This window comes from Saccharomonospora piscinae (assembly GCF_005862235.1).
Lineage (GTDB): Bacteria > Actinomycetota > Actinomycetes > Mycobacteriales > Pseudonocardiaceae > Saccharomonospora > Saccharomonospora piscinae.
The window spans coordinates 77,778-102,135 of sequence record NZ_VCEK01000004.1; the positions used below are offsets into that span (position 1 = coordinate 77,778).

The 24,358-nt window shown below is 71.3% G+C and carries 29 protein-coding genes; 26 read left to right on the forward strand and 3 right to left on the reverse strand.

Features of this window, described 5'->3' with window-relative positions; all coding sequences use genetic code 11:
- Nucleotides 1–3 precede the first annotated feature (3 nt).
- The 17 genes from FFT09_RS16645 to FFT09_RS16725 all read left to right on the forward strand — a co-directional run bounded on the left by FFT09_RS16645 (nt 4) and on the right by FFT09_RS16725 (nt 14,681).
- Nucleotides 4–1,080: an amidohydrolase family protein gene (locus tag FFT09_RS16645; protein ID WP_138383287.1), complete on the forward strand. Its 1,077-nt coding sequence runs from the start codon at nt 4–6 to the stop codon at nt 1,078–1,080.
- Between the two features lie 57 nt (nt 1,081–1,137).
- A complete protein-coding gene (locus FFT09_RS16650) occupies nt 1,138–1,869 on the forward strand; it encodes a CPBP family intramembrane glutamic endopeptidase (RefSeq protein ID WP_024876194.1) in 732 nt (243 codons plus the stop codon).
- Nucleotides 1,870–2,022: 153 nt separating this feature from the next.
- Nucleotides 2,023–2,757 carry a CPBP family intramembrane glutamic endopeptidase gene (locus FFT09_RS16655; RefSeq protein WP_081194598.1) on the forward strand — a complete coding sequence of 245 codons (735 nt, stop codon included), beginning with the start codon at nt 2,023–2,025 and terminating at the stop codon, nt 2,755–2,757.
- Nucleotides 2,758–2,875: 118 nt separating this feature from the next.
- A complete protein-coding gene (locus tag FFT09_RS16660; RefSeq protein ID WP_138383288.1) occupies nt 2,876–4,417 on the forward strand; it encodes an aldehyde dehydrogenase (NADP(+)) in 1,542 nt (513 codons plus the stop codon).
- A 156-nt stretch (nt 4,418–4,573) separates the two neighbouring features.
- Nucleotides 4,574–5,062 carry a 30S ribosomal protein S16 gene (gene rpsP, locus FFT09_RS16665; RefSeq protein ID WP_081194495.1) on the forward strand — a complete coding sequence of 163 codons (489 nt, stop codon included), beginning with the start codon at nt 4,574–4,576 and terminating at the stop codon, nt 5,060–5,062.
- Entirely contained in the window at nt 5,059–5,298 is a 240-nt protein-coding gene (locus tag FFT09_RS16670; protein ID WP_024876190.1) for an RNA-binding protein, read from the forward strand. The genes rpsP and FFT09_RS16670 overlap by 4 nt, the downstream gene beginning before the upstream one ends.
- Before the next feature lie 19 nt (nt 5,299–5,317).
- On the forward strand, nt 5,318–5,842 hold the full coding sequence (gene rimM, locus FFT09_RS16675; RefSeq protein WP_024876189.1) for a ribosome maturation factor RimM: 525 nt from the start codon (nt 5,318–5,320) through the stop codon (nt 5,840–5,842).
- A gap of 54 nt (nt 5,843–5,896) precedes the next feature.
- Nucleotides 5,897–6,646 carry a tRNA (guanosine(37)-N1)-methyltransferase TrmD gene (gene trmD, locus FFT09_RS16680; RefSeq protein WP_208544460.1) on the forward strand — a complete coding sequence of 250 codons (750 nt, stop codon included), beginning with the start codon at nt 5,897–5,899 and terminating at the stop codon, nt 6,644–6,646.
- A gap of 140 nt (nt 6,647–6,786) precedes the next feature.
- Nucleotides 6,787–7,146, forward strand: coding sequence for a 50S ribosomal protein L19 (rplS, locus tag FFT09_RS16685; protein WP_024876187.1), 360 nt, complete (start codon nt 6,787–6,789; stop codon nt 7,144–7,146).
- Between the two features lie 30 nt (nt 7,147–7,176).
- Nucleotides 7,177–8,190 carry a signal peptidase I gene (gene lepB / locus FFT09_RS16690; RefSeq protein ID WP_425273065.1) on the forward strand — a complete coding sequence of 338 codons (1,014 nt, stop codon included), beginning with the start codon at nt 7,177–7,179 and terminating at the stop codon, nt 8,188–8,190.
- A 4-nt stretch (nt 8,191–8,194) separates the two neighbouring features.
- The gene (locus tag FFT09_RS16695; protein WP_024876185.1) at nt 8,195–9,043 is read left to right on the forward strand and encodes a ribonuclease HII; all 849 of its coding nucleotides are present in this window, start codon (nt 8,195–8,197) and stop codon (nt 9,041–9,043) included.
- A complete protein-coding gene (locus FFT09_RS16700) occupies nt 9,040–9,363 on the forward strand; it encodes a DUF2469 domain-containing protein (protein ID WP_024876184.1) in 324 nt (107 codons plus the stop codon). The genes FFT09_RS16695 and FFT09_RS16700 overlap by 4 nt, the downstream gene beginning before the upstream one ends.
- 152 nt (nt 9,364–9,515) lie before the next feature.
- Nucleotides 9,516–9,920, forward strand: a complete 405-nt coding sequence (locus tag FFT09_RS16705; protein ID WP_081194501.1) for a YraN family protein — start codon at nt 9,516–9,518, stop codon at nt 9,918–9,920.
- On the forward strand, nt 9,921–11,432 hold the full coding sequence (locus FFT09_RS16710; protein ID WP_138383289.1) for a YifB family Mg chelatase-like AAA ATPase: 1,512 nt from the start codon (nt 9,921–9,923) through the stop codon (nt 11,430–11,432). It begins immediately after the preceding gene.
- Complete coding sequence (gene dprA, locus FFT09_RS16715; RefSeq protein ID WP_081194505.1) at nt 11,429–12,583, forward strand: DNA-processing protein DprA; 1,155 nt, start codon at nt 11,429–11,431, stop codon at nt 12,581–12,583. The genes FFT09_RS16710 and dprA overlap by 4 nt, the downstream gene beginning before the upstream one ends.
- A gap of 111 nt (nt 12,584–12,694) precedes the next feature.
- Nucleotides 12,695–13,672 (forward strand): tyrosine recombinase XerC, encoded by a 978-nt coding sequence (locus tag FFT09_RS16720; protein ID WP_081194507.1) that lies wholly within the window; start codon nt 12,695–12,697, stop codon nt 13,670–13,672.
- The gene (locus tag FFT09_RS16725; RefSeq protein ID WP_138383291.1) at nt 13,644–14,681 is read left to right on the forward strand and encodes a FliA/WhiG family RNA polymerase sigma factor; all 1,038 of its coding nucleotides are present in this window, start codon (nt 13,644–13,646) and stop codon (nt 14,679–14,681) included. The genes FFT09_RS16720 and FFT09_RS16725 overlap by 29 nt, the downstream gene beginning before the upstream one ends.
- Here FFT09_RS16725 and FFT09_RS16730 read toward each other — a convergent pair.
- Nucleotides 14,607–15,275: a M23 family metallopeptidase gene (locus FFT09_RS16730; protein WP_138383292.1), complete on the reverse strand. Its 669-nt coding sequence runs from the start codon at nt 15,273–15,275 to the stop codon at nt 14,607–14,609. The two genes, FFT09_RS16725 and FFT09_RS16730, sit on opposite strands and share 75 nt — an antisense overlap.
- A 360-nt stretch (nt 15,276–15,635) precedes the next feature.
- Between FFT09_RS16730 and rpsB the strand changes: the two genes are divergently transcribed.
- From rpsB to FFT09_RS16755, 5 genes are all read left to right on the forward strand, one after another.
- The gene (rpsB, locus tag FFT09_RS16735) at nt 15,636–16,463 is read left to right on the forward strand and encodes a 30S ribosomal protein S2 (protein ID WP_024876177.1); all 828 of its coding nucleotides are present in this window, start codon (nt 15,636–15,638) and stop codon (nt 16,461–16,463) included.
- 43 nt (nt 16,464–16,506) lie between these two features.
- On the forward strand, nt 16,507–17,325 hold the full coding sequence (gene tsf, locus FFT09_RS16740; protein WP_081194513.1) for a translation elongation factor Ts: 819 nt from the start codon (nt 16,507–16,509) through the stop codon (nt 17,323–17,325).
- 101 nt (nt 17,326–17,426) lie between these two features.
- On the forward strand, nt 17,427–18,176 hold the full coding sequence (gene pyrH, locus FFT09_RS16745; protein WP_024876175.1) for a UMP kinase: 750 nt from the start codon (nt 17,427–17,429) through the stop codon (nt 18,174–18,176).
- A 2-nt stretch (nt 18,177–18,178) separates the two neighbouring features.
- Nucleotides 18,179–18,736 carry a ribosome recycling factor gene (gene frr, locus FFT09_RS16750; RefSeq protein ID WP_081194515.1) on the forward strand — a complete coding sequence of 186 codons (558 nt, stop codon included), beginning with the start codon at nt 18,179–18,181 and terminating at the stop codon, nt 18,734–18,736.
- Entirely contained in the window at nt 18,736–19,626 is an 891-nt protein-coding gene (locus FFT09_RS16755) for a phosphatidate cytidylyltransferase (RefSeq protein ID WP_081194517.1), read from the forward strand. The genes frr and FFT09_RS16755 overlap by 1 nt, the downstream gene beginning before the upstream one ends.
- Before the next feature lie 11 nt (nt 19,627–19,637).
- On the opposite strand, the gene FFT09_RS16760 is transcribed toward FFT09_RS16755, so the two are convergent.
- Nucleotides 19,638–20,483 carry a VOC family protein gene (locus FFT09_RS16760; RefSeq protein ID WP_138383293.1) on the reverse strand — a complete coding sequence of 282 codons (846 nt, stop codon included), beginning with the start codon at nt 20,481–20,483 and terminating at the stop codon, nt 19,638–19,640.
- Between the two features lie 66 nt (nt 20,484–20,549).
- On the opposite strand from FFT09_RS16760, the gene FFT09_RS16765 reads away from it, so the two are divergent.
- Genes FFT09_RS16765 through FFT09_RS16775 form a run of 3 tightly spaced genes read left to right on the forward strand, consistent with a single transcriptional unit; the run spans nt 20,550 to nt 22,775 of the window.
- Complete coding sequence (locus FFT09_RS16765) at nt 20,550–21,338, forward strand: class I SAM-dependent methyltransferase (RefSeq protein WP_138383294.1); 789 nt, start codon at nt 20,550–20,552, stop codon at nt 21,336–21,338.
- 5 nt (nt 21,339–21,343) lie between these two features.
- A complete protein-coding gene (gene rlmN, locus FFT09_RS16770) occupies nt 21,344–22,465 on the forward strand; it encodes a dual-specificity RNA methyltransferase RlmN (RefSeq protein WP_024876170.1) in 1,122 nt (373 codons plus the stop codon).
- 58 nt (nt 22,466–22,523) lie between these two features.
- Nucleotides 22,524–22,775 (forward strand): hypothetical protein, encoded by a 252-nt coding sequence (locus tag FFT09_RS16775; RefSeq protein ID WP_208544445.1) that lies wholly within the window; start codon nt 22,524–22,526, stop codon nt 22,773–22,775.
- A gap of 15 nt (nt 22,776–22,790) precedes the next feature.
- Here FFT09_RS16775 and FFT09_RS16780 read toward each other — a convergent pair whose 3' ends face one another.
- Nucleotides 22,791–23,051, reverse strand: coding sequence for a DUF2631 domain-containing protein (locus FFT09_RS16780; protein ID WP_024876168.1), 261 nt, complete (start codon nt 23,049–23,051; stop codon nt 22,791–22,793).
- Nucleotides 23,052–23,152: 101 nt separating this feature from the next.
- Between FFT09_RS16780 and dxr the strand changes: the two genes are divergently transcribed.
- On the forward strand, nt 23,153–24,358 hold the full coding sequence (gene dxr, locus FFT09_RS16785; RefSeq protein ID WP_208544446.1) for a 1-deoxy-D-xylulose-5-phosphate reductoisomerase: 1,206 nt from the start codon (nt 23,153–23,155) through the stop codon (nt 24,356–24,358).

Sequence of the window (24,358 nt, forward strand, 5' to 3'; positions counted from 1 at the left end):
GCCGTGACCGCCGCGCGGTATCACCTTCGTGCCGTCGTGCTGCCCGACGGGGACGAACGTGATCTCTGGATCAGCGAAGGCAGGGTGACGTTCTCGCCGGTCGAGGACGCCCTGCCGTTGGACGGTGCGGTCGTCGTGCCGGGGCTGGTGGATGCCCACTGCCATCCCGGCATCGGTCCCTCGGGGCCGGTGTCGCTGGCGGAGGCGGCCGAGCAGGCGGCCCTGGACCGTGCCGCGGGCACGCTGTTGATCAGGGACTGTGGTCTTCCGCTGGACGTGCGTCCGCTTCAGCGGCGCGCGGACCTCCCGCGCATCATCCGCAGCGGGCAGCACCTCGCACTGCCCAAGCGCTACCTGCCGGGGTTGGGGCTCGAACTGGACGATCCCGCGCAGCTGCCCGAGGCGGTGGCGGCACAGGCCGCCGACGGCGACGGCTGGGTCAAGCTCGTCGGCGACTGGATCGACCGTTCGGTGGGAGACCTGGCGCCGTTGTGGCCCGACGACGTGCTCGCCGAGGCGATCGCGGTCGCGCACGCCGCGGGCGCGCGCGTCACGGCCCACGTGTTCGGCGAGGCCGCTCTGCCGGGCCTGCTCGCGGCGGGGATCGACTGCCTGGAGCACGGGACCGGCCTCGCGCCCGACCAGTTACGGGAGCTCGCGCGCCGGGGTACCGCGCTGGTGCCGACACTGATCAACATCGACAACTTCCCCGGTATCGCCGACCGGGCTGGCCGCTATCCCACCTACGCCGCCCACATGCGCGCGCTGTACGCCGGGGTGTCCGACATGGTGGGCGCCGCGATCGACGTCGGTGTGCCGGTCTACGCGGGTTCCGACGCGGGCGGGATGGTCGACCACGGCAGGCTGGTCGACGAGATCGAGGCGCTGCACAAGGCGGGACTGTCCAGGGAGGGCGCGCTGGCGGCGGCCTCGTGGGCGGCGCGCGAGTGGCTCGGCGCCGACGGCCTCACCGAGGGAGCGTCCGCGGACCTGCTGGTGCTCGATGCCGACCCGAGGCAGGATCTCGCCACGCTGCGGTGCCCCCGCCACGTCGTCCTGCGCGGAGCGGTGATCGACTGACGTGGCCGTTCGCGTCGCCGTAGGGTGGGGCCCACGGCGGCACGAACGGGAGGTGCGGTGGAGCAGGACGACGGTTCGCCGTCCGTACGCGACGGACTGGTCCTGGGCGCCCACTGGGGACTGCTGGCCTTCCTCGCCTCGCTCGGGCTGTACTACGGGTTGTCGCTGGCCATCACCGGCTTCGCCTTCGGTGAGCACGTCGGGACGGCGGAACTGCCCGATCTCGGACCGGTGATCGTGCTGGCGTTCCTGCCGAACCTGCTGCTGGGGCTGGGGCCCGTCTTCGCCGCCCGGAAGTGGGGCCGGGGCGTGCTGGCCGAGTTCGGCCTGGTTCCCACCTGGCGCGACGTGCGGATCGGGCTCGCGTGTGGTGGGTTCTCGCTGCTGGCCGCGTTCGTGCTGAACCTGCTGCTGCTCCAGGTCTACGGCGACGAGTTCCTGACCGACTCCACCACGGACGTGCTGCGGAGCATGACGTCGAGTGTCGGCTGGCTCGTCGTGGCCGCGATCGTGGTGGTCGTGGGCGCCCCGCTGACCGAGGAACTGCTGTTCCGGGGTGCGCTGTGGAACGGTCTGGCTCACTACCGGGTTCCGCCGTGGGCGATCCTGGTGCTGACCGCGCTCGTGTTCGCCCAGGTACACGGCGAACCGACCCGCACCCTCGCCCTGCTCGGGCAGGGCATCGCGCTCGGGGCGGCCCGGATGATCACCGGCAGGGTGAGCGCGAGCGTCGTCGCCCACGCCACCAACAACCTCCCTCCCGCGTTGTTGCTGTTCGGCGCCTCGTGACCGGGCCACGACGCACAGTAGGCTCGAACGACACGTAGCGGCGCTACTGCGGAGGAACGGGTGACGTCAGGCAACTCGCGGGAGCAGGCCGGCAAGAGCCCCGCCGGATCAGCCGAACCGGCCGGGACCGAACCGGCTGCGCCGACGCCACAGGTGCGGCCGTCGCTGCCGCTGCAACCCACCCACCGCTGGGGCTTCGGCGCGTTCCTGCTGGTCGAGGGGGTCCTGCTGGCGACGGCGGCGCTGCTCGGCGCGCTGCTGGGCCGGGGCTCGCTCGACGCGATGCCGGTACGCGACGTCCTGATCGGCACGATGGCGCCGACGATCATCGCCGCGCTGGTCGCACTGGCCATTACCAGCATCAGGGGCAACGGACCCGCCGCCGACCTGCGCCTGTCGTGGCGTTGGGACGACGTGGTGGTGGGCCTCAAGTTCGGTGCGCTGGGTCTCGTGTGCACGGTCACCGGCGTGTGGATCTGGACCAGGGTGGTCGGGGAGGACAACGCGACCTCGGCCATCGGCGCGCTGGTGGAGGACAAGCCGATGTCGGTGTCGGCGGCCGTGGCGATGTTCGTCTACCTGTGGCTGCTCGGCCCGATCTGCGAGGAGGTCATCTTCCGCGGCCTGCTGTGGGGCGCGGCCGAACGGCTGGGCTGGGGCAGTGAGCGGTGGGGGCGGTTCGCGGCGTTCGTGCTCTCCACCGCGGTGTTCGCGGTCAGCCATCTCGAACCACTGCGGACGTCGCTGTTGCTGGTCATCGCGGTGCCGATCGGTCTGGCGCGACTGGTCACCGGGCGGTTGCTGGGCAGCATCGTGGCCCACCAGTTGAACAACTTCCTGCCCGCGCTGGCGATCCTGCTGACTGCACTGGGAGTGCTCGCCGACTGAGCCCGATCGCTCAGAGCCCCACACGGTGGTCTTCTTCGAGGGTGCCGCGAGAGCCTGGGCGCGGGCCTACCGCGCCCTCGGTGTCCCTACTCGTCAGCCGTACACGTGAAAGGAAACCATGACCCCACCGATCCCCAGCGTCGATCCGGCCACGGCTCGAACGAGCGGGGCCCCGATCCCGCCGAGCACGGCCGCTGACGTCGACGCCGCCTGTGCCCGCGCCACCACGGCCTTCCACGAGCTCGCCGAGCGCGACCGCGCCTGGCGGGCGGGACTGCTGCGCGGTATGGCCGACGAGCTGGACACGCGGCGCGACGACATCGTCGCCACGGCGGACGCCGAGACCGCGCTCGGCGCCGCCCGGCTCAACGGCGAACTCACCCGTACCTGCTACCAGCTCCGGTTCTTCGCCGACGTCGTCACCGACGGCGGCTATCTGGAGGCGGCGATCGACCACGCGGGGCCCACCCCGATGGGGCCGAGGCCCGACCTGCGGCGCATGCTCGTCCCGCTCGGGCCCGTCGCGGTGTTCGGCGCGAGCAACTTCCCGCTCGCGTTCTCCGTGCCCGGTGGCGACACGGCCGCCGCGCTCGCCGCGGGCTGTCCCGTGGTGGTGAAGGCCCACGAGTCGCATCCGCGGACGTCGCGGCTGTGCGGGCAGGCACTGGCGGCGGCGGCCTCCGCGTGCGACGCGCCCGAGGGCACCGTGACGGTGGTGTACGGGCGCGAGGCCGGGGCCCGGCTGGTGCGGCATCCGGCCGTGACCGCCGTCGGATTCACCGGTTCGCTGCACGGTGGCCGTGCCCTGCTTGAGCTGGTCAACTCCCGGCCCGACCCGATCCCGTTCTACGGAGAACTGAGTGGGATTAACCCACTCGTCGTCACGGCCGACGCCGCCCGTGACCGCGCCGAGGACATCGGCACCGGGCTCGCGTCGTCCGTGCTGCTCGGGGCGGGGCAGTTCTGTACCAAGCCCGGCCTCGCGTTCGTCCCGGCGACCGCCGACGGCGACCGTCTCGTCGCCGCGCTCGCGGGCGCCGTGGGTGCGGCGAGCGCTCCGGTGCTGCTCAACGAGGGCATCCGGGACGCCTACGACGAACTCGGCGCCGCGCTCACGGCCGAGCCGGGCGTGACCACCGTCGCGACCGGTGAGCCCTACGACGGCGACGGCTACGGCGTGCGGCCCCGCGTGCTGTCCGTGGACCTCACGAGCGGCGCCGAACTGACCGGGGCCCTGACCCGCGAGTGCTTCGGCCCCGTCGTCGTGGTGGTGCGTTACGGCGGCGACGCCCAGGACGATCAGCTGATCGACGCGCTGGCCGGACTGGAGCCGTCACTGACCGCCACGGTGCATCTCGCGGCCGGGGAGGCGGCCCGTCGCGGGGAGCTGCTGACCCGGTTGCAGCGGCTGTCGGGCAGGCTCGTGTTCGACGGCTATCCCACCGGGGTGGCGGTGTCGTGGGCCCAGCACCACGGCGGCCCGTGGCCGTCGACCAACGCCGTCCACACCTCCGTCGGTGCCACCGCGATCCGCCGCTTCCTGCGGCCCCTCGCCTGGCAGGACGCCCCCGAGTCGGTGCTGCCCGCCGAGCTGCGGGACGGCCCGGCTCCGGTGCCCCGGCGCGTGGACGGCGCGTTGACGCTCCCCGGCACGGACTGAGTTCGTCCGATCTGGCAAAATGGTGGCTTGCCCGCTCCGGTCCGGGCCCTCTCACCGTGCCGGAGCGACCACCTACCTGCGGGCACCTGGATCCGGCTCCCCACTCGGATCGTGTCCCGACCCGAGTACGAGAAGACGACAGGAGTACCCACACCCGTGGCTGTCAAGATCAAGCTGCAGCGCCTCGGCAAGATCCGCGCGCCCTACTACCGCATCGTGGTCGCGGACGCCCGCACCCGTCGTGACGGCAGGGCCATCGAGAACATCGGCAAGTACCACCCGAAGCACGAGCCGAGCTTCATCGAGGTGGACTCCGAGCGCGCGCAGTACTGGCTGAAGGTCGGCGCGCAGCCCACCGAGCCCGTGCAGCGCATCCTGGAGATCACCGGCGACTGGCAGAAGTTCAAGGGCCTGCCGGGCACCGAGGGCTCGCTCAAGGAGCCGGAGGCCAAGCCCTCCAAGCAGGACCTCTTCAACGCCGCGCTGGCCGCCGCCAACCAGGAGCCCTCCGTCGAGGCCACCACGCCCAAGAAGCGGGGCGGCGGCAAGAAGGCCGACAAGGCGGACAAGGCCGACAAGCCCGAGAGCTCCGAGGCGGCCGAGGGCACCCAGTCCGGTGACGAGAAGAAGGCCGACGAGGCGTGAGCTTCCTCGCCGACTCGCTCGAACACCTGGTGCGCGGCATCGTCGACAATCCCGACGAGGTGCAGGTCGAGTTGATCACCACGAGGCGGGGGAGGACGCTGGAGGTCCACGTCCACCCCGACGACCTGGGCAAGGTGATCGGTCGCGGCGGTCGTACGGCCACCGCGCTGCGCACCGTGATGGGGTCGGTCGGTGGTCGGGGCGTCCGGGTGGACGTCATCGACACCGACCGCTAGCGCACGGAAGAGCCCTGGCGTGCAGGTCGTCGTGGGCCGGGTCGCGAAGCCGCACGGCGTCCGCGGTGAACTCACCGTGGACGTGCGGACCGACTCCCCCGAAGAACGTTTCGTCCCGGGCGCGGTGCTCGTCGGCCGCGCCCGGGACGGTGCCACGCGGTCGCTCACGGTGGCGTCCGTCCGCCCGCACGGTGGTCGGCTGCTCGTGCGGTTCACCGAGGTCGGTGACCGCACGGCCGCCGAGGAGGTGCGTGGCCTCACCCTTCTGGTCGACACCGCCGACCTGCCGCCGATCGACGATCCCGACGAGTTCTACGACCACGAACTCGAGGGGCTGCGCGTCGAGCTGACCGACGGCACTCCCGTCGGCACGGTTCGGGAGGTCCTGCACTCACCCGGTGGCGAACTGCTCTCGGTGCTCGTCGGTGAGCCCGGCTCCGAGCGTGAGGTCCTGGTGCCGTTCGTGGCGGCGATCGTGCCCCGGGTGGAGATCGCCGGGGGCAGGGTCGTGCTCGACCCGCCCGACGGCCTGCTCGACGGCTGAGGTGGGAGCCGACCGATGGAGGACGATCAGGTGACGCGGCCGGATTCGCGGCCGTTGCGCATCGACGTCGTGACGATCTTTCCCGAGTACCTGGAACCGCTGCGTGCCGCGTTGCTGGGCCGGGCACTCGACCGTGGGCTGCTCGAACTCGGCGTACACGACCTCAGGGACTGGACCCACGACGTCCACCGCGCCGTCGACGACGCGCCCTACGGCGGCGGCCCCGGCATGGTGATGAAGCCGCAGGTGTGGGGCGACGCCCTGGACGACGTGTGCGGCGAGCGCACCCGGCTGATCGTGCCCACCCCGGCCGGCCGCCCGTTCACCCAGCGGCTGGCGCACGAGTACGCCGAACAGGAGCATCTCGTGTTCGCGTGCGGCCGGTACGAGGGCATCGACCAGCGGGTGCTGACCGACGCGGCCCGGCGGATGCCCGTCGACGAGGTGTCGATCGGCGACTACGTGCTCGTCGGGGGCGAGGCCGCGGTGCTCGTCATCGCGGAGGCCGTCGTGCGGTTGCTTCCCGGCGTGCTCGGGAACCCGGTCTCGGCCGAGCAGGACTCCTTCTCCGAGGGACTGCTCGAGGGGCCCAGCTACACCCGCCCCGAGGTGTGGCGTGAGCTGGCGGTGCCCTCGGTACTGCGCTCGGGCAACCACGCGCTCATCGAACGCCACCGGCGCGACGAGGCACTGGCCCGCACGTTCCACCGCAGGCCCGACCTGCTCGAACGGCTGGCCGCCGACGACCTCGACGCGCGCGATCGCGCGGTGCTCGACGACCTTCGCCGGGAGGCCGGTGACTGACGGCGGGGCCCGTCTGCCATACTTGCGAGGTTGGCGCGACCGGTTCACGCGCCGAAGCTCCTGGGCCGCCCGCTGTCAGCGGCTGGCGCGTGCCCGGATTGTGAAGCCACATTGCCAGACAAGGACGAGGACGGACACCGATGAACACCCTGGACGCGTTGGACGCTCAGTCGCTGCGTTCCGACATCCCCTACTTCCGCCCGGGCGACACGCTCAAGGTTCACGTCCGCGTCATCGAGGGAAACCGCGAGCGCAACCAGGTGTTCGAGGGCGTGGTCATCCGCCGTCAGGGCGGCGGCGTGCGCGAGACGTTCACCGTGCGCAAGGTCTCCTTCGGTGTCGGCGTGGAGCGCACCTTCCCGGTGCACACGCCGAACATCGCGAAGCTGGAGGTCGCCAAGCGTGGCGACGTGCGGCGCGCGAAGCTCTACTACCTGCGTGATCTGCGGGGCAAGGCCGCGAAGATCAAGGAGCGCCGGGAAACCCCCTCTGCCTCCTGAGTAGTCGTCCGGCTACCGTAATCTGACGACGTGGTGGAGTCAGTGCCCTCGAACGCCGCGGAAGACGAGCCGGATCGACCCGACGACAGGACGGAGTCGACGGCGTCCTCGGACGCCGTCTCGCACTCCTCCGAGTCGGGCGGTCCGCCGCCTGCCGGGCAGAACGCTGCCGATTCGCACGACGCGGAGGGGCAGGGGGAGCAGGGCAAGGGCGGCCACAAGAAGCAGCGTTCCTTCTGGAAAGAGCTGCCGATTCTGATCGTCGTCGCGCTGGTGCTGGCGTTTCTGATCCAGCAGTTCGTCGCGCGGGTCTACATGATCCCGTCGGGCTCGATGGAAGAGACGCTGCACGGTTGTCCCGGCTGCACGCCCGACCGCATCCTGGTCGACAAGGTCACCTACCACTTCGCGGACCCCGCTCCGGGCGACGTCGTGGTGTTCCGGGGGCCCGACGCCTGGGTGGAGGACGACCCGCCGTCGGAGTCGTCCAACCCGATCGCCGGGTTCTTCCAGAACGTCGGGTCGGCGTTCGGGCTCGCGCCGCCCGACGAGCGGGACTTCGTCAAGCGCATCATCGCCACGGGCGGGCAGACGGTCGAGTGCTGTGACGACCGCAATCGCGTGCTCGTGGACGGGCAGCCGCTCGACGAGCCCTACATCCACTGGCAGAGCAGCGACAGCGAGCAGCGCGAGTTCGGTCCGGTCACCGTTCCCGAGGGGACGGTCTGGGTGATGGGCGACAACCGCAACAACTCCTCCGACTCCCGTTATCAGGGCGGGGGCGGCGAGCGGGGCGCCGTTCCGGTGGACAACATCATCGGCAAGGCCCGGCTCATCGTGCTGCCGCCGTCCCGCTGGGGTGTCGTGAGCGACCACGACCCGCAGGAGGCCGCGGCGAGCAGGGCGCTGGACGCGCCGTCCTGGCAACAGGGAGTGCCGTTGGCCGCCGGACTGCTCGCGGCATGGCCCACGCTGGTCGTGGGCCGCAGGGCCGGAGCGGGTACCCGGCGAATGGTCGTGAGGCTGGTCGAACGGGGGCGATAGGGCAGTGACCGCGCACAGCGTGAGCGTGCTCCGCCCACCCCGCGCCGTCATCCGTGGCGACACGTCGTGGGCGTTGCAATCCGCACTGGACCGGCGCGGGCTCGGACCCGTGGCCGGGGTCGACGAGGCGGGCAGGGGTGCCTGCGCGGGACCGCTCGTCGTCGCGTCCTGCGTGCTGCGCCCCGCCGACGGCCCTCGGCTGGCGGAACTCACCGACTCGAAGTTGCTCACCGCGCTGGCCCGCGACCGCGTGTACGAGCAGGTGGTGCGCCGCGCTGTCGACTACGCGATCGTCGTGATACCGCCTGCCGAGATCGACACGAAGGGTATTCACGTCACCAATATCGAGGGCATGCGGCGCGCGGTCGCGGGACTCGCGCGCAGGCCCGGCTACGTACTGATCGACGGGTTCCGGGTGCCGGGGCTGCCCTCGCCGAGCATGCCGGTGGTCAAGGGCGATCGAGCGGTGGCGTGCGTCGCGGCGGCGTCGGTGCTCGCGAAGGTCACCAGGGATCGCATCATGGCCGCGCTGCACGGCGAGCACCCCGGGTACGGCTTCGACGTACACAAGGGCTACAGCACTGCCGAGCACGGCGCGGCGCTGAGCGAGCACGGTCCGTGCGAGGCGCACCGGTGGTCGTTCGCGAACGTCGCGGCGGCGGCGATCGCCCGGGGGATCCGGCCGCCGAGGCGGGTGCTGCTCACCGCTGCCGCGTTGCAGAGCGGCGTAGTGGGTGGTACCCAGACGCCGGAGTTCGACGCGGCGGGTGCCGACGCGGCGGTGGTGAGCGAGAATGGGTCTTCTGCCGACGACCGGTGGGAAGGCGCGCGAGGAGGGGCTCGGGTTTCATGAGCGCAGAGGATCTCGAGAAGTACGAGACCGAGATGGAGCTGTCGCTGTACCGGGAGTACCGCGACATCGTCGGTCAGTTCTCGTACGTCGTGGAGACGGAGCGCCGCTTCTACCTGGCCAACGCGGTGGACGTGCAGGTGCGGGACGGTGGCGGTGACGTGTATTTCGAGGTGCGGATGTCCGACGCCTGGGTGTGGGACATGTACCGGCCTGCCCGGTTCGTGAAGAACGTCCGGGTGATCACGTTCAAGGACGTCAACGTGGAGGAGCTCGACAAGCCGGAACTCCGGCTCCCCGAGGAAGGGCCGTTCGGCGGCTGAGCACACGGGAGCCGGTCTGTCCAACGGCTCACCCGGGTTGTCCACAGGAGGCCGGTTGTCCACAGGTCCGCGAGTGTGACCTGGCCGCCCCGATGTTCGTGCTGGCAGCGTGAAGACGCATCAGCGGGAACGACCATCGGGGGTGAGGCGTCATGCGCTCCGCAGGCGCGGGAATCGGAACGTCACGGGCTCCGGACCGGCCGGGGACTCCGGCCGCGCTCGGCCGGAGGGGAGAGGACCTCGCCGGTGTGTACCTGCGTCGCCAGGGCCTGATCGTCCTGGAACGCAACTGGCGCTGCCGGGAGGGCGAGCTGGACGTCCTGGCCACCGACGGCCGCACGCTCATCGTGTGTGAGGTCAAGACCCGGTCGGGGCGTGGATACGGCAGCCCCGCGGAGGCTGTGACCCGGGACAAGCGCAACCGGATTCGCGGGCTGGCGCTGCGCTGGCTGGCGGCCCGCCGGGTGGCGTGGTGCCCGATGCGGTTCGACGTGATCGCCATCGACCATCCACCGGGAGGCCCACCCCGGCTGCGACACGTGGTGGGGGCGTTCTAGATGGCGCTCGCGCGCAGCTACTCCGTCGCCCTGCTCGGTCTCGAGGGGCGCCTGGTGGAGATCGAGGCCGACATCGGCGCCGGGATGCCCGGCACGAAGCTGGTCGGTCTGCCCGACCCCGGCCTGCGCGAGGCCAAGGACCGGGTTCGTGCCGCCGTCCGCAACAGCGGTCAGTCGTGGCCCGACACCAACGTCACGCTGGGGTTGTCGCCCGCCGACCTGCCCAAGGTCGGGTCCTCCTACGACCTGGGGATCGCGGTGGCGGTCCTCGCCGCCGCGGCGGCCGTGCCCTCGGACCGGCTCGCGGGCACCGTGCTGCTCGGTGAGCTGGCGCTGGACGGCAGGCTCCGTGCGGTGGCCGGAATTCTGCCCGCGCTCCTGGCGGCGCGGCGGCTCGGATACCGGCGGGCACTCGTGCCGGTCGACTCGGTCACGGAGGCGGCACTCGTGGACGGCGTCGAGGTCCACGGGGCGCCCACGCTGGCCGACGTCGTGGCCTGGCTGCGGGACGAGGCGCCGCTCTGCGAGCCGGGCCCGGTCCAGCCGGTCGTGGCGGGTTCGGCGCCCGATCTCGCCGACGTGGTCGGGCAGCCGGAAGCGCGGTGGGCGCTGGAGGTCGCCGCCGCGGGCGGGCACCACGTGCTGCTCACCGGACCGCCCGGCATCGGAAAGACCATGCTCGCCACCCGGCTGCCGGGGTTGCTGCCACCGCTGTCGGCCGACGAGGCACTGGAGGTGGCCGCGATCCGGTCGGTGGACGGGTCGTTGAGCCGCTCGGCCCCGCTGGCCACGGTCCCGCCGTTCGTCGCGCCGCACCACTCCATCTCGCGGGGAGCACTCGTGGGAGGTGGCAGTGGGCTCGCGGCACCCGGAGCCGTCAGCAAGGCCCACCGGGGAGTCCTGTTCCTCGACGAGGCGGCGGAGTACGGGGCCGAGCGGCTCGAATCGCTGCGGACGGTGCTCGAAGAGGGCGAGATCCGGCTGGCCCGGATCCGGGGTGTGGTGCGCTACCCCGCGGCCTTCCAGCTCGTGCTGGCCAGCAACACCTGCCCGTGTGCGCCACCCCGTGACACCGACTGCACGTGTACGCCGTCGGCGCGACGGCGGTATCTGAGCCGCCTGTCGGGACCCCTGCTGGATCGCGTCGATCTGCGGGTGCGGATGCGGCCGGTGACCGTGATGCGGACCGACGACGGTGCCCGTCCCGAGGACACCACGTGTGTGCGGCAGCGGGTCGTCGCCGCTCGGCGGCGTGCCGCCGACCGCTGGTCCCGGCACGGCTGGCGGACCAACTCGGCGGTGCCCGGCCCGGCGCTGTGGCGCGAGTTCGCCCTGCCCAGTTCCAGCACCACCGTGGTCGAACAGGGCCTGCGGCGCGGTGCGCTGACCGCGCGAGGCGCCGATCGCTGTCTGCGGGTCGCGTGGACGCTGGCCGACCTGGCCGGGGCCGACCGGCCCGACGGCGACCACGTGGCCGCGGCGCTCGACTTCCGGGATCGGAGGGCGGCATGACCGCGACCGCGCAGCGTCTGGCCCGCGCCTACCTGCTCCGGGTGGCGGAACCTCCCGCACCGGCGGTGTCCCGGCTGGTCGACGAACTCGGTCCTGTCGAGGCGGCGGCGCGGGTACGGCGCGGGGCCGTGCCCGACGCGGTGGCCACGGAGACCGCCGCCCGCAGGGAGGTCGACCGCGCACGGCGGGACCTCGACGACGCGGCGGAACAGGGAGCGAGGCTGCTCACTCCGGAGGACGACGAGTGGCCCGCGTGGCCGCTGCTCTCGCTCGAGGTCGCGGCAGGGCGGGGAATCCCGGGGATGGCACCGCCCATCGCGTTGTGGGTGCGCGGTCCGGCGCCGCTGGACGACGCGCTGACGAGCGCCGCCGCGATCGTCGGCGCGCGGGCCGCGACCGACTACGGCGAGACCACGGCCGCCGAGTTCGCCTACGAACTCGCCGAGGCGGGCACGACCGTCGTGTCCGGCGCCGCGTACGGCATCGACGGAGCCGGTCACCGGGGCGCACTCGCGGCGAGCGGGACCACCGTGGCGGTGCTGGGATGCGGCCTCGACGCCGGATATCCGGCCGGCCACGTCGGCCTGCTCAACCGGGTGGCAACGCGGGGAGCCGTGGTCTCGGAGTACCCGCCGGGCACTCAGCCTGCCCGCCACCGGTTTCTCGTCCGCAACCGGCTGATCGCCGCGCTCACCGCGGGCACGGTCGTGGTCGAGGCGGGGCGCCGCAGCGGCGCAAGGAACACGGCCACCACGGCGGGGCTGCTGGGCAAGGTGGTCATGGCCGTGCCCGGCCCGGTGGGCTCGGCGTTGTCGGTGGGCTGCCACCACCTCGTCCGCGAGTCCCAGGCGACGCTGGTCACCTCGGCCGCCGACGTGCTGGAGACCGTCGGCCGGGTCGGCACCGGCCTCACCCGGAAGCGGGAGGAACCGCGCAGGCAGACCGACGGGCTCGATGCCGAGTCCCTGCGGGTCTTCGAGGCGCTCCCGACCCGCGGCGGCCGCTCGGCGGACGAGGTGGCCACGAACTCCGGCATCGCCCTCACACGCGTGCGTGGACTGCTGCCCGTGCTCGAACTCGACGGCCTGGCGCGGCGAGGCGAGGCCGGGTGGCGGCGTGCGGGCAACGACGGAGCTGGTCGCGCGCGATGACGATCACGTTCTGCCGGGTAGGTGTGGCGAAGCTTGACTGTACGGGGGGTGACAGCGCAGCGTCATGACATGACGACTAGGGGTCCTCGGCGTCGTGGTACTGCCGTCGGCGTGGCACGCCTGCGTGCCACACTGCCGCGTGCGGCGGGCCGGATCGTGGCCGACTACGAGGACCACCTGCGCGACGAGCGTGGCCTGTCGGCGCACACCGTGCGTGCCTACGTCGGTGACGTCGTGTCACTTCTGGCGTTCGTGCATGGTGTGACCGGAGTGGAACCGCAGGACGGCGTTTCCGACTCGCCCGAACACGCTGACGGTCTCGCCTGCCTCGACATCGGTGTGCTGCGGGCCTGGCTCGCCCGCCAGCGCGACGAGGGCCGGAGCCGGACGACGCTGGCCCGCAGGGCGGCGTCGGCCAGGACGTTCTCGGCGTGGGCCCACCGTCGGGGACTGCTGGAGTCCGACCCGGGAGTTCGACTCGCCGCGCCGCGTCCGCATCGCACGCTGCCCGGAGTACTGCGGACCGACGAGGCCGAGCAGCTCATGCGCGTCAGCGCCACCGGAGCCGAGGAAGGGCATCCTGTCGCGCTGCGTGATCACGCTCTGATCGAGTTGCTGTACGCGACAGGTGTGCGAATCTCGGAACTGTGCGGACTGGACGTTGAGGACGTCGACTTCGACCGACGGGTCGTCCGCGTTCTGGGAAAGGGGAGGAAACAACGCATGGTGCCGTTCGGACTGCCCGCGGAACGCGCTCTCCGCACGTGGCTTCGGCATGGCCGCGCCAGCCTGGCCACCGCAGACTCCGGCGCCGCGATCTTCCTGGGCGTGCGTGGACGGCGAGTCGACCCCCGCACGGCACGCCGGGTGGTGCATGCCGCCGTGGCGTCCGTGCCGGGTGCCGCCGACATGGGGCCGCACGGTCTCCGGCACTCCGCGGCGACCCATCTCCTCGAGGGCGGAGCCGACCTTCGCAGCGTTCAGGAACTGCTCGGTCACGCTACGCTGGCCACCACGCAGCTCTACACTCACGTGACAGTCGAGCGGCTGAAGGCGATCCATGACCAGACCCACCCCCGTGCCCAATGAGGCCGCGACAGCGGAGGCCGACGCACCCGCGCCGCCGCAGGGCGGGCGACGAGGCGGGCAGGCCGTGAGCGCACCCACCGCCGACGGCACCAGCGCCGCACGGGCCGGGACCGGCCGCCCGGCCACCCCTTCCGGCGCTGCTGACACCGCCGTCCCGGCCGACGCCGACGGGACGCCCGGTGCGGACGGTGTGGACAGCACGGAGAGTCAGGACAATACGGACCGTCCCGAACCCGATGGCGTTGTCGAGTCGACCATCGAGGCCCTGTGGCGGGAGTTCTCCCGGTCGCCGAGCCAGCGAGTCCGCGATCGGCTCGTGCTGCACTACGCACCACTCGTGAAGTACGTCGCGGGGCGCGTCGGCACCGGGCTGCCCACCCACGTCGACGTCGCCGACCTCATCCAGTCCGGGATCTTCGGACTGGTCGACGCCATCGAGAAGTTCGACGTGAGCCGCGGGTTGCGGTTCGAGACGTATGCGATGCAGCGCATTCGCGGCGCCATTCTCGACGACCTGCGCTCGCAGGACTGGGTTCCACGGGTGGTGCGCAGCAGGGCCCGCGAGGTCGAGCGCGCCCACGAACGGCTGGGAGCCCGCCTGCGGCGCACTCCGACGGATGCAGAGGTGGCGGCCGAGCTGGGCATCGGCCTGCGCGAGCTGCGTGACCTCTACGGTCAGCTGCGGCTCACGAGTGTGGTCGCTCTCGACGACCTCGTCGGGCCGAACAAGGACAGCGGGGTGGGGTCACCGGCGGAGACACTGCCCGACGACGGTGCCGTCGACCCCGCGGCCGTCCTCGTCGACGAGGACAACCGCAAGCAGCTGGCCGAGGCCATCGCCCAGCTCACCGAACGCGACCGCATCGTGGTGAGCCTGTACTACTTCGAGAACCTGACCCTGGCCGAGATCGGCAAGGTGCTGGGGGTGACCGAGTCACGGGTCAGCCAGCTGCACACGAGGGCCGTCCTGCGGCTGCGCGCGAAGCTTGTCGAGAACGCGAGCTCCTGACCTCGTTCGCGCGTTCGGTGGACTCCGGGCGTCCCACGGCTTGAGCCGCAGCGCGGAGTCCGTCGCGACGAGCCGTAGCGGGTCGAGGTAGTCCGGACCCCGCCGGACACCCCAGTGCAAGCACGCTTCGGCCGGGCAGGGTGCGTGTCCCGGCTCGACGGTCCCGATGACCTCCCCGCGGTGGACCCGCTGTCCGGCGCGTACCTCCCACCGGAGAGGCTCGTAGGTCGTTCGCAGGCCGCCGTCGTGATCGATCGACACGACGCCCCGGCCCCCGACCGGCCCGGCGAACACGACGAATCCCTCGCCCGAGGCGAGCACGTCGCCGCCCGGACTCGCGGTCAGGTCGACTCCGCGGTGCCCCGGCGCGTAGGTGCTGGCCGGGCGCTCGAAGGGACGCGCCACGGTCGGGGTCCCCGGCAGCGGCCAGCCGAACCGAGGTGGGGACGCGGCGGGCGGCGGTCCCGACTGCGCCGACGGGGCCGACGGGACCGCCTTGGCCGGTGCGGGCAGCGGCAGCCAGGTCGCGAGGACCAGGGCGCAGGCCGGCGCGATCCAGGCAGGCGGAGCGGGGCGGCGGGCGATGGGGGACATGGCACCAGGCTGGTGTGAGCGGTGGCGGGGCGGAAGGGGCGGGTTCGCGGGCTGTGGACAACGCACCAGCAGCGACCGTTCGGCTCCGCGGTTGTGCACAACCGCCCGCCGAGTCGAAGCCCGGTCCCGTGTCGGCGTACACTCAAGCCCGCAGTCTGTGACCTCACAGATTGACTTCGCGTGCACGTGCCGTTCCGGTGACGGGACACAGGTGTTCGGCGGTCTCCGCAAGGTGCTTCCCGCGCCGCACGGAGTCCGGACATCCGCACGGCACCAGGGCGGAGGCCCACCCGGACCTCCGCGACAACCGGCCCACGCGCGCTCCGGCGCGCAGAACACAGAAGAGGTGCGAATCCGGCCATGGCCGTCGTCACCATGAAGCAGTTGCTCGATTCCGGCGTGCACTTCGGGCACCAGACCCGCCGCTGGAACCCGAAGATGAAGCGCTACATCCTCACCGAGCGCAACGGCATCTACATCATCGACCTGCAGCAGACGCTGTCGTACATCGACCGCGCCTTCGAGTTCGTCAAGGAGACGGTCGCCCACGGCGGCAGCATCCTGTTCGTCGGCACGAAGAAGCAGGCGCAGGAAGCGATCGCCAACGAGGCGCTGCGGGTCGGCATGCCGTTCGTCAACCAGCGCTGGCTGGGTGGCATGCTCACCAACTTCCAGACCGTGCACAAGCGCCTGCAGCGGCTCAAGGAGCTCGAGTCGCAGGAGCAGACCGGTGGTTTCCAGGGGCTGACCAAGCGGGAGATCCTCACGCTCACCCGGGAGAAGGACAAGCTGGAGCGCACCCTCGGCGGTATCCGCGACATGTCCAAGGTGCCCAGCGCCGTGTGGATCGTGGACACCAAGAAGGAGCACATCGCCGTCAACGAGGCGCGCAAGCTCAACATCCCGGTCGTCGCCATCCTCGACACCAACTGCGACCCGGACGAGGTCGACTACCCGATCCCGGGCAACGACGACGCGATCCGTTCCGCCGCCCTGCTCACCAAGGTGGTCGCCGAGGCCGCGGCCGCGGGCCTGATGGCGCGGTCCGGTCGCAACGGTGCCGCCGCCGAGGGCGAGGAGAAGCCCGCCGTGGCATCGGACGAGCCGCTCGCCGAGTGGGAGCAGGAGCTGCTCGCGGGCTCGGACGCAGGCTCGGGGCAGTCGAGCGAGCAGACCACCTCCTCCTGATCACCTACCACCGCGTACCGCACGAAGGAACGGACAACGCACGATGGCGAACTACACTGCGGCAGACGTGAAGCGCCTCCGCGAGCTCACCGGCTCGGGCATGATGGACTGCAAGAAGGCCCTGGAGGAGAGCGGCGGCGACTTCGACAAGGCTGTCGAGTACCTGCGCATCAAGGGAGCCAAGGACGTCGGCAAGCGCGCCGAGCGGGCCACCGCGGAGGGCCTCGTGGCCGGTGACGGCGGCGTGCTGGTCGAACTGAACTCCGAGACCGACTTCGTCGCCAAGAACGAGGAGTTCGGCGCGCTGGCCGACAAGATCGTCGAGGCGGCCAAGGCGACGCGTGCCAACGACGTCGAGCAGCTCAGCGCTGCCGAGATCGAGGCGGGCAAGACCGTCGCCGAGGCGATCCAGGAGCTGTCCGCCAAGATCGGTGAGAAGCTGGAGCTGCGGCGCGTCGTCAGCTTCGGCGGTCAGGTGAACACGTACCTGCACCGTCGTGGCGCCGGGCTGCCTCCGGCCGTCGGTGTGCTGATCGAGTACACGGGTGACGACGCCGAGGCGGCCCGCGCCGCCGCGCTCCAGGTGGCCGCGCTCAAGCCGAAGTACCTGACCCGGGAGGACGTGCCGGCCGAACTCGTCGAGAACGAGCGGCGCATCGCCGAGCAGACCGCTCGCGAGGAGGGCAAGCCCGAGCAGGCCCTCACCAAGATCGTGGACGGTAAGGTCAACGCCTTCTACAAGGACGTCGTGCTGCTGGAGCAGCCGTCGGTCACGGACAACAAGAAGACGGTCAAGGCCCTGCTCGATGAGGCCGGTGTGACCGTCACCGGGTTCGCGCGGTTCGAGGTCGGCCAGGCATAGCCTGCCGGCAGGCAGTTGTGCCCCGTCTCCCGCCAGTCCAGGAGGCGGGGCACAGTTGTGAGTAGGCGCAGCACCCCAGCACGAGAGCGGGCGGAGGCGAGATGAACGAGGACGGTGCCGCCAGGCCAGGACACGGCTACCGGCGAGTGCTGCTCAAGTTGGGTGGGGAGATGTTCGGCGGCGGGTCCGTCGGCGTCGATCCCGACGTGGTGCATTCCGTGGCCGTGCAGATCGCCGACGTCGTCCGTAACGGCGTGCAGGTGGCCGTGGTCATCGGGGGTGGCAACTTCTTCCGTGGCGCCGAGCTGTCACAGCGGGGCCTCGACCGGGACAGAGCCGACTACATGGCGATGCTCGGCACGGTGATGAACTCGCTGGCTCTCCAGGACTTCATGGAGAAGGAGGGCGTGCCGACCCGAGTGCAGACGGCGATCACGATGGGGCAGGTCGCCGAGCCCTACATCCCCCGCCGCGCGGAGCGGCACCTGGAGAAGGGCCGGGTCGTGATCTTCGGTGCGGGCACCGGGATGCCGTACTTCTCGACCGACACCGCAGCCGCGCAGCGGGCGCTGGAGATCGGCTGTGACGTGGTGCTGATGGCGAAGGCGGTGGACGGGGTCTACTCGGCCGACCCGCGCAGCGACCCCGGTGCGAAGCTCTTCGAGGAGATCACCCACCGGCAGGTCCTGGAACAGGGCCTCAAGGTCGCCGATGCCACGGCCTTCAGCCTGTGCATGGACAACAACATGCCGATCATCGTGTTCAACCTTCTCACCGAGGGCAACATTGCTCGCGCCGTGAGTGGTGAGAGGATCGGCACAGTGGTCAACACACCAACACATCTGGAGTAGCCGTGATCGACGAGACCCTCTTCGACGCCGAAGAAAAGATGGAGAAAGCGGTCTCCTTCGCCAAGGACGAGCTGGCATCGGTGCGGACCGGCAGGGCGACTCCCGCGATGTTCTCCCGCATCGTGATCGAGTACTACGGTGCGCCCACACCGCTCAACCAGCTCGCGAGTGTCAACATCCCCGAGGCCAGGATGGCCGTCATCAAGCCCTACGATGCCTCACAGCTCAGGGCGATCGAGAAGGCCATCCGTGACTCGGACCTCGGGGTGAACCCGACGAACGACGGCACCATCATCCGAGTGGTGATCCCGCAGCTCACCGAGGAGCGCCGCAGGGAGATGGTGAAGGTCGCCAAGGGCAAGGGCGAGGAGGCCCGCATCTCCATCCGGAGCGTGCGGCGCAAGGCCAAGGAGGAACTCGACCGGATCGCCAAGGACGGTGAGGCCGGCGAGGACGAGGTCGCCCGCGCCGAGAAGGAGCTGCAGAACCTCACCGACCGTTATGTTCACCAGGTCGAGGACCTCGTCAAACACAAGGAATCCGAGCTCCTCGAGGTCTGATGACTACAGTGAGCGACCATCAGGGCGGCCGCGGAGACTCGGCGCAACCCGACGGGTCGAAGGAGCCTGGCGGAAAGCCGTCCCGAGCCGGGCGTGATCTACCGGCGGCCATCGGCGTCGGAGTCGCGCTGGGCGCGGCGATCCTCGGGTCCCTGTTCACCGTCCGCTACCTGTTCATCGCCATCATCGCGGCGGCGATCGTGGTGGGGACGGTCGAGCTGGCCGGCGCGTTCCGCCGGGCCGCGGGCATCCGGATCGCCGTGGTCCCCGTGCTGGTGGGCGGCCAGGCGATGATCTGGCTGGCGTGGCCCTTCGGGCAGGACGGCGCTCTGACGGCGTTCGTGGTGACCGTGATCGCGTGTCTGCTGTGGCGGCTCAGAGCGGGCGCCGACGGCTACCTGCGGGACGTCAGCGCGTCGGTGTTCGCCGCGGCCTATCTGCCGCTGTTCGCCGCGTTCGCGGCGATGCTCGTGCCGCCCGAGGACGGCGTCGGCAGGGTGCTGTCGTTCATGATCGTCGTCGTGGCGAGTGACACCGGCGGCTACATCGCCGGGGTGCTGCGCGGCAGGCATCCGATGGCGCCGAGCATCAGCCCGAAGAAGACCTGGGAGGGCTTCGCGGGTTCGCTGACCACCGGGATCACCGGTGGCGCGCTCTCGGTGGCGTTCCTGCTCGGTGGCCAGGCGTGGCAGGGCGTGGTCTTCGGTGCCGCGGTCGTGCTGACCGCCACGCTCGGCGACCTCATGGAGTCGTTGATCAAGCGCGACCTGGGGATCAAGGACATGGGCAACACGTTGCCGGGGCACGGTGGTCTGATGGACCGCCTCGACTCGTTGCTGCCCTCCGCGGTGGTGTCCTGGTTGCTGCTGAGCGCGTTCGTGCCCGCGTAGCGAGCGGAGAGTCAGTCGTCGTGCGGGTCGTCGACCTCGGCCCTGCCCACACCGAGGTCCCTGGTGCGTGAGTGGTCGATGACCGCCAGCGGGCAGCCATCGGGATCGCTGAGCAGGGCGGTCCGCCCGAACGGCGTGTCGTAGGGCTCGGCGAGCACTCCGCCGCCGTGTCGCAGGGCGAGCCGAGCGAGCGTGTCCGTGCCGATCGTGGGGTCGGCCTGGAAGTACACCAGCCAGTGCGGCGCCACCGTCGACCCTTGCCGGACGTCCATGACACAGCGGTAGATCACCGGTTCGTGTCCCAGTCGCCACTCGGCGTAGTCGATGTCGTCGGCGCCGATCTGCTGGCTGCTGAGTCCGAACAGCTTGCAGTAGAACTCGTCCGCGGCATCGCCGTCGTGGGTGTTGAGATCGGCACCGCTGAACATGCGGGGCAGACCGGTCCCGAAGGCCCAGTCCGAGGGCGGCTGCCAGAACACGACGGGAGCCCCGCTGGGATCCACGGCATGCAGGACGGTGCCCCGCTCGGGTACGTCGAGCGGGCCGAGCGCCAGCGACCCGCCGAGATGCGTGACCCAGTCGGCGGTGTTGACCGCGTTGCCCACGGCCAGGTTCACGGACCATCCGGCGGGCCGGTCGGGGGCAGCCTGGTAGAGCCCGGCGACCTGGACGCCGTCGCAGAGGGCCAGCGCGTACCGGCCGTCGGCGCCCACGGGGTCGTGCTTGCGGTGGAACTCCCAGCCGAACAGTTCGCCGTAGAACGCGCGGGCGGCACTCTCGTCGCGGGCGGCGAGCTCGACCCAGCAGGGCGCGCCGGGCGGCAGGCTCGAGGCGGACAGGGCGGTGCGGAGGGACATGCGACACCTCCTCGCTACGGTCGCTCGATCATCCTAGGCCGTACGGGGGCCGGTTACGCTGACTTCGTGAAAATCTTCGGCCGCCGCGCGGAGGTCGTGCCCAGTCCCAACATCTGGTACCACACCGAGGTCTACGAGCGGGAGAACGAGATCCAGGACGCCGACGGCGACCTCTGGAAGCATCTCGCCGCCGTCGCGCCCTGGGGCGACCGCGATGTGGTGGACGTGGGGTGCGGGGACGGCTTCCATCTGCCGCGCTTCGCGACGACCGCGAGGTCGGTGGTGGGCGTGGAGCCCTACTCCCCGTTGGTGCGCCGCGCCCGGCGGCGGCTGGCGGGGCATCCGTGTGCCGACGTCGTGACGGGCACCGCGCAACGCCTGCCCCTGCCGGACGGCAGCGCCGACGTGCTGCACGCGCGCACCGCGTATTTCTTCGGCCCCGGTTGCGAGCCCGGTCTGCGGGAGGCGGAGCGGGTGTTGCGGCCGGGCGGAGCCCTCGTCATCGTCGATCTCGACGTGCGCACCCCGCCCTACGGCGAGTGGATGCTGGCGGACCTTCCCCACTACCGGGCGGACAAGGTGGACGCCTTCTTCGCCGCCGAGGGGTTCACCTGTGAGCGCGTCGCGACGAGGTGGCGGTTTCCGGACCGCGGGAGCCTGGAGGCGGTGCTGCGGATCGAGTTCAGCCCGAGAGTGGCCGCGCGGGCCGTGGTGGAGACACTGCGCCGCAATTCCGGCCGCCGTGGCGAACTGGAGCTGGTCGTCGGGTATCGCGTCCTGCTGCGCCGGGAACCGGCGGGCCTCCTCCGGCCGTCGGAGCCGCTGGCCGGGCGTGGGACACTGACGGAGTTATGACTGCCATGACTGGTCTGCCTCTCGTCTTCGACGCCCCCCGCCGCGGCCTGCCCCAGCGGCATCTCGCCGACCTCACTGTGGCCGAACGCGCTGAGGCCGTCGCCGCGCTGGGCGAGAAGCCGTTTCGCGCGAAGCAACTGTCCCACCACTACTTCTCCCGCCTTACCGTGGACCCCGAGTCGATGACCGACATCCCGGCCGCCTCCCGGCAACGGTTGGTGGACGAGCTGATGCCGTCGCTGCTCACGCGGGTCCGGGCCCTCGACTGCGACGGTGGCGGTACCCGCAAGACGCTGTGGCGCGCCCACGACGGCACGCTCGTCGAGAGCGTGCTCATGCGCTACCCCGACCGTGCGACGTTGTGCATTTCCAGTCAGGCCGGGTGCGGCATGGCGTGTCCGTTCTGCGCGACGGGGCAGGCCGGACTCACCCGCAACCTCTCGACCGCCGAGATCGTCGACCAGGTGCGCGACGCCGCGGCCGTGATGCGCGACGGTCTGCTGCCCGGGCCGGACGGCACACCCGCACCGGGGCGGCTGTCGAACATCGTGTTCATGGGCATGGGTGAGCCACTGGCCAACTACAAGCGGGTGCTGGCCGCGGTACGGCGGATCACCGAGCCCGCTCCTGCCGGGCTGGGGATCTCCCAGCGCTCGGTGACGGTCTCGACGGTGGGACTGGCTCCGGCCATCCGGAAGCTCGCCGACGAGGGTTTGCAGGTGCGGCTCGCGGTGTCCCTGCACACTCCCGACGACGAGTTGCGCGACGAGCTCGTGCCGGTGAACAACCGCTGGTCGGTCGACGAGGTGCTGAGCGCGGCACGCCACTACGCCGACACCACGGGCAGGCGGGTGTCGATCGAGTACGCGCTGATCCGCGACATGAACGACCAGCCGTGGCGGGCCGAGCTGCTCGCCAGGCGGCTTCGCGAGCATCTGGGCAGGCTCGTGCATGTGAACGTCATCCCGCTGAACCCGACGCCGGGTTCGAAGTGGGACGCGAGTCCGAAGCCGGTGGAGCGGGAGTTCGTGCGCCGCGTCAACGAGGGCGGTGTGGCCTGCACGGTCCGGGACACGCGGGGCCAGGAGATCGCCGCGGCCTGCGGACAGCTCGCCGCAGAGGAGTGAGCGAGCGGCCAGGTGACCACGAACCGTGCGGCCAGGTGACCACTGATCTTGCGGCCAGATGACCACGAAACCTGCGGCCAGCTGGGTCGACGCCGTGCTGGAGACTCCGGACGGCAGAGTCGTGGGCGTGGCGGTCAAGGCCGGTGCCACCGTGCGCGCGGAGGACCTCACCGGGTTGCGGCAACTGGAGCGCATACTCGGCGACCGGTTCGTCGCCGGGTACGTGTTCTACACCGGGCAGCAGACGCTGCCGTTCGGTCCCAAGCTCAGGGCGCTGCCGCTGGAGGCGTTGTGGGCGTTGGCGCCCTGACTGCCCGGCTCCGGCTCAGCGGCGCCAAGCGGTGCGCCTGCGCCGCAGGTCGAACAGCAGGAAGACGATGATGCCGACGCCGGTCACGATGAGGACGACGTCCTCGGTGCGGTTCTGGTGGTTACCGATCAGCATCAGGAACATGATCGCGGCGGTGGCCCAGGCACCCGCGCGGGCGGCCTTGGGGAAGCTGCCGTGCCAGCCCCACTCGGCCGACGGCTCGTCCCTCGGGTCGACCTCGGTACCGGTGCGCTTCTCGACCGCCTTGCCCGCCACGATCACTCCTCACCTGCGACCACGTCGCGCTTGTCCTGCGATGCGATGATCCCACACGCCTGGCGACCGGGACGCGGGGGACGTCCGCGACAATGGTCACCATGAGTTCCCCACGCACGGTGCTGGTTCTGGGGTCCACCGGTTCCGTCGGCACGCAGGCCCTCGATGTCACCGGTCGCAACCGCGACCTGTTCCGGGTGGCGGGGCTGGCCGCGGGCGGTTCCGACCCCGCGGCGCTGGCCGCGCAGGTGATCGAGCACGCCGTGGACGCGGTGGCGATCACCCGGTCGACGGCGCTGGAGGATCTGCAACTCGCCCTGTACGCGGAGGCCCAGCGGCGCGGGTATGCGCAGGGCGATTTCCGGTTGCCCCGGGTGTTCGCCGGACCGGACGCGGTGGAGGCGCTGATCGAGGCGGTGCCCGCCGACGTGGTGCTCAACGGCCTTCCCGGCTCGCAGGGGCTCGGCCCGACGTTACGCGCGTTGAAGACGGGCGCGTCGGTGGCGCTGGCCAACAAGGAGTCGCTGATCGCGGGAGGCCCGCTCGTGCGGGCGGCGGCGCGGCCGGGGCAGCTCGTGCCGGTCGACTCGGAGCACTCGGCGCTGGCGCAGGCGTTGCGCGGTGGCCGGTCCGAGGAGGTGGACCGACTGGTGCTCACGGCGAGCGGCGGGCCGTTTCGGGGCCGGACCCGCGAGCAGATGGCCGACGTCGGGGTGGAGGACGCGCTGGCCCATCCGACGTGGGCGATGGGGCCGCTCATCACGATCAACTCGGCGACGATGGTCAACAAGGGGCTGGAGCTGATCGAGGCTCACCTGCTGTTCGACATTCCGTGCGAGCGCATCGACGTCGTGGTGCATCCCCAGTCCATGATTCACTCGATGGTGACGTTCGTGGACGGCTCCACGTTGGCGCAGGTCAGCCCGCCCGACATGCGACTGCCGATCGCGCTGGCCCTGCACTGGCCGGACCGGGTGCCCGGCGCCGTCCCGCCGTGCCGGTGGGACGAGGCGGCCACGTGGACCTTCGAGCCGGTGGACGACGCCGCCTTCCCCGCCGTCGAGCTCGCGCGGCACGCCGGGAGCGCGGGCGGGTGCCTGCCCGCCGTGTTCAATGCCGCGAACGAGCGAATGGTGAGCGAGTTCCTCGCGCACAACAGCGGCTTCACGACCATCGTGGACACTGTTTCCCAGGTCGTCGAGGCCGCTGATCAGTGGCGCCGCCCGCCCCGGGACCTGGCCGACGTCCTCGCTGCGGAAGAATGGGCTCGCGACCGTGCGGCCACGATCATGTCGGGAGGGAAGTAG

Excerpts from the sequence above, each read along its gene's own strand:
- rpsB (WP_024876177.1), top strand. The coding sequence starts at position 15,636 with ATGGCCGTCGTCACCATGAAGCAGTTGCTCGATTCCGGCGTGCACTTC.
- pyrH (WP_024876175.1), top strand. The coding sequence starts at position 17,427 with ATGAACGAGGACGGTGCCGCCAGGCCAGGACACGGCTACCGGCGAGTG.
- dxr (WP_208544446.1), top strand. The coding sequence starts at position 23,153 with ATGAGTTCCCCACGCACGGTGCTGGTTCTGGGGTCCACCGGTTCCGTC.
- FFT09_RS16705 (WP_081194501.1), top strand. The coding sequence starts at position 9,516 with ATGCGCTCCGCAGGCGCGGGAATCGGAACGTCACGGGCTCCGGACCGG.
- FFT09_RS16660 (WP_138383288.1), top strand. The coding sequence starts at position 2,876 with ATGACCCCACCGATCCCCAGCGTCGATCCGGCCACGGCTCGAACGAGC.
- dprA (WP_081194505.1), top strand. The coding sequence starts at position 11,429 with ATGACCGCGACCGCGCAGCGTCTGGCCCGCGCCTACCTGCTCCGGGTG.
- FFT09_RS16730 (WP_138383292.1), bottom strand. The coding sequence starts at position 15,275 with ATGTCCCCCATCGCCCGCCGCCCCGCTCCGCCTGCCTGGATCGCGCCG.
- FFT09_RS16700 (WP_024876184.1), top strand. The coding sequence starts at position 9,040 with ATGAGCGCAGAGGATCTCGAGAAGTACGAGACCGAGATGGAGCTGTCG.
- FFT09_RS16725 (WP_138383291.1), top strand. The coding sequence starts at position 13,644 with ATGACCAGACCCACCCCCGTGCCCAATGAGGCCGCGACAGCGGAGGCC.
- rplS (WP_024876187.1), top strand. The coding sequence starts at position 6,787 with ATGAACACCCTGGACGCGTTGGACGCTCAGTCGCTGCGTTCCGACATC.
- rlmN (WP_024876170.1), top strand. The coding sequence starts at position 21,344 with ATGACTGGTCTGCCTCTCGTCTTCGACGCCCCCCGCCGCGGCCTGCCC.
- FFT09_RS16755 (WP_081194517.1), top strand. The coding sequence starts at position 18,736 with ATGACTACAGTGAGCGACCATCAGGGCGGCCGCGGAGACTCGGCGCAA.
- FFT09_RS16760 (WP_138383293.1), bottom strand. The coding sequence starts at position 20,483 with ATGTCCCTCCGCACCGCCCTGTCCGCCTCGAGCCTGCCGCCCGGCGCG.
- FFT09_RS16775 (WP_208544445.1), top strand. The coding sequence starts at position 22,524 with ATGACCACGAAACCTGCGGCCAGCTGGGTCGACGCCGTGCTGGAGACT.
- FFT09_RS16710 (WP_138383289.1), top strand. The coding sequence starts at position 9,921 with ATGGCGCTCGCGCGCAGCTACTCCGTCGCCCTGCTCGGTCTCGAGGGG.
- tsf (WP_081194513.1), top strand. The coding sequence starts at position 16,507 with ATGGCGAACTACACTGCGGCAGACGTGAAGCGCCTCCGCGAGCTCACC.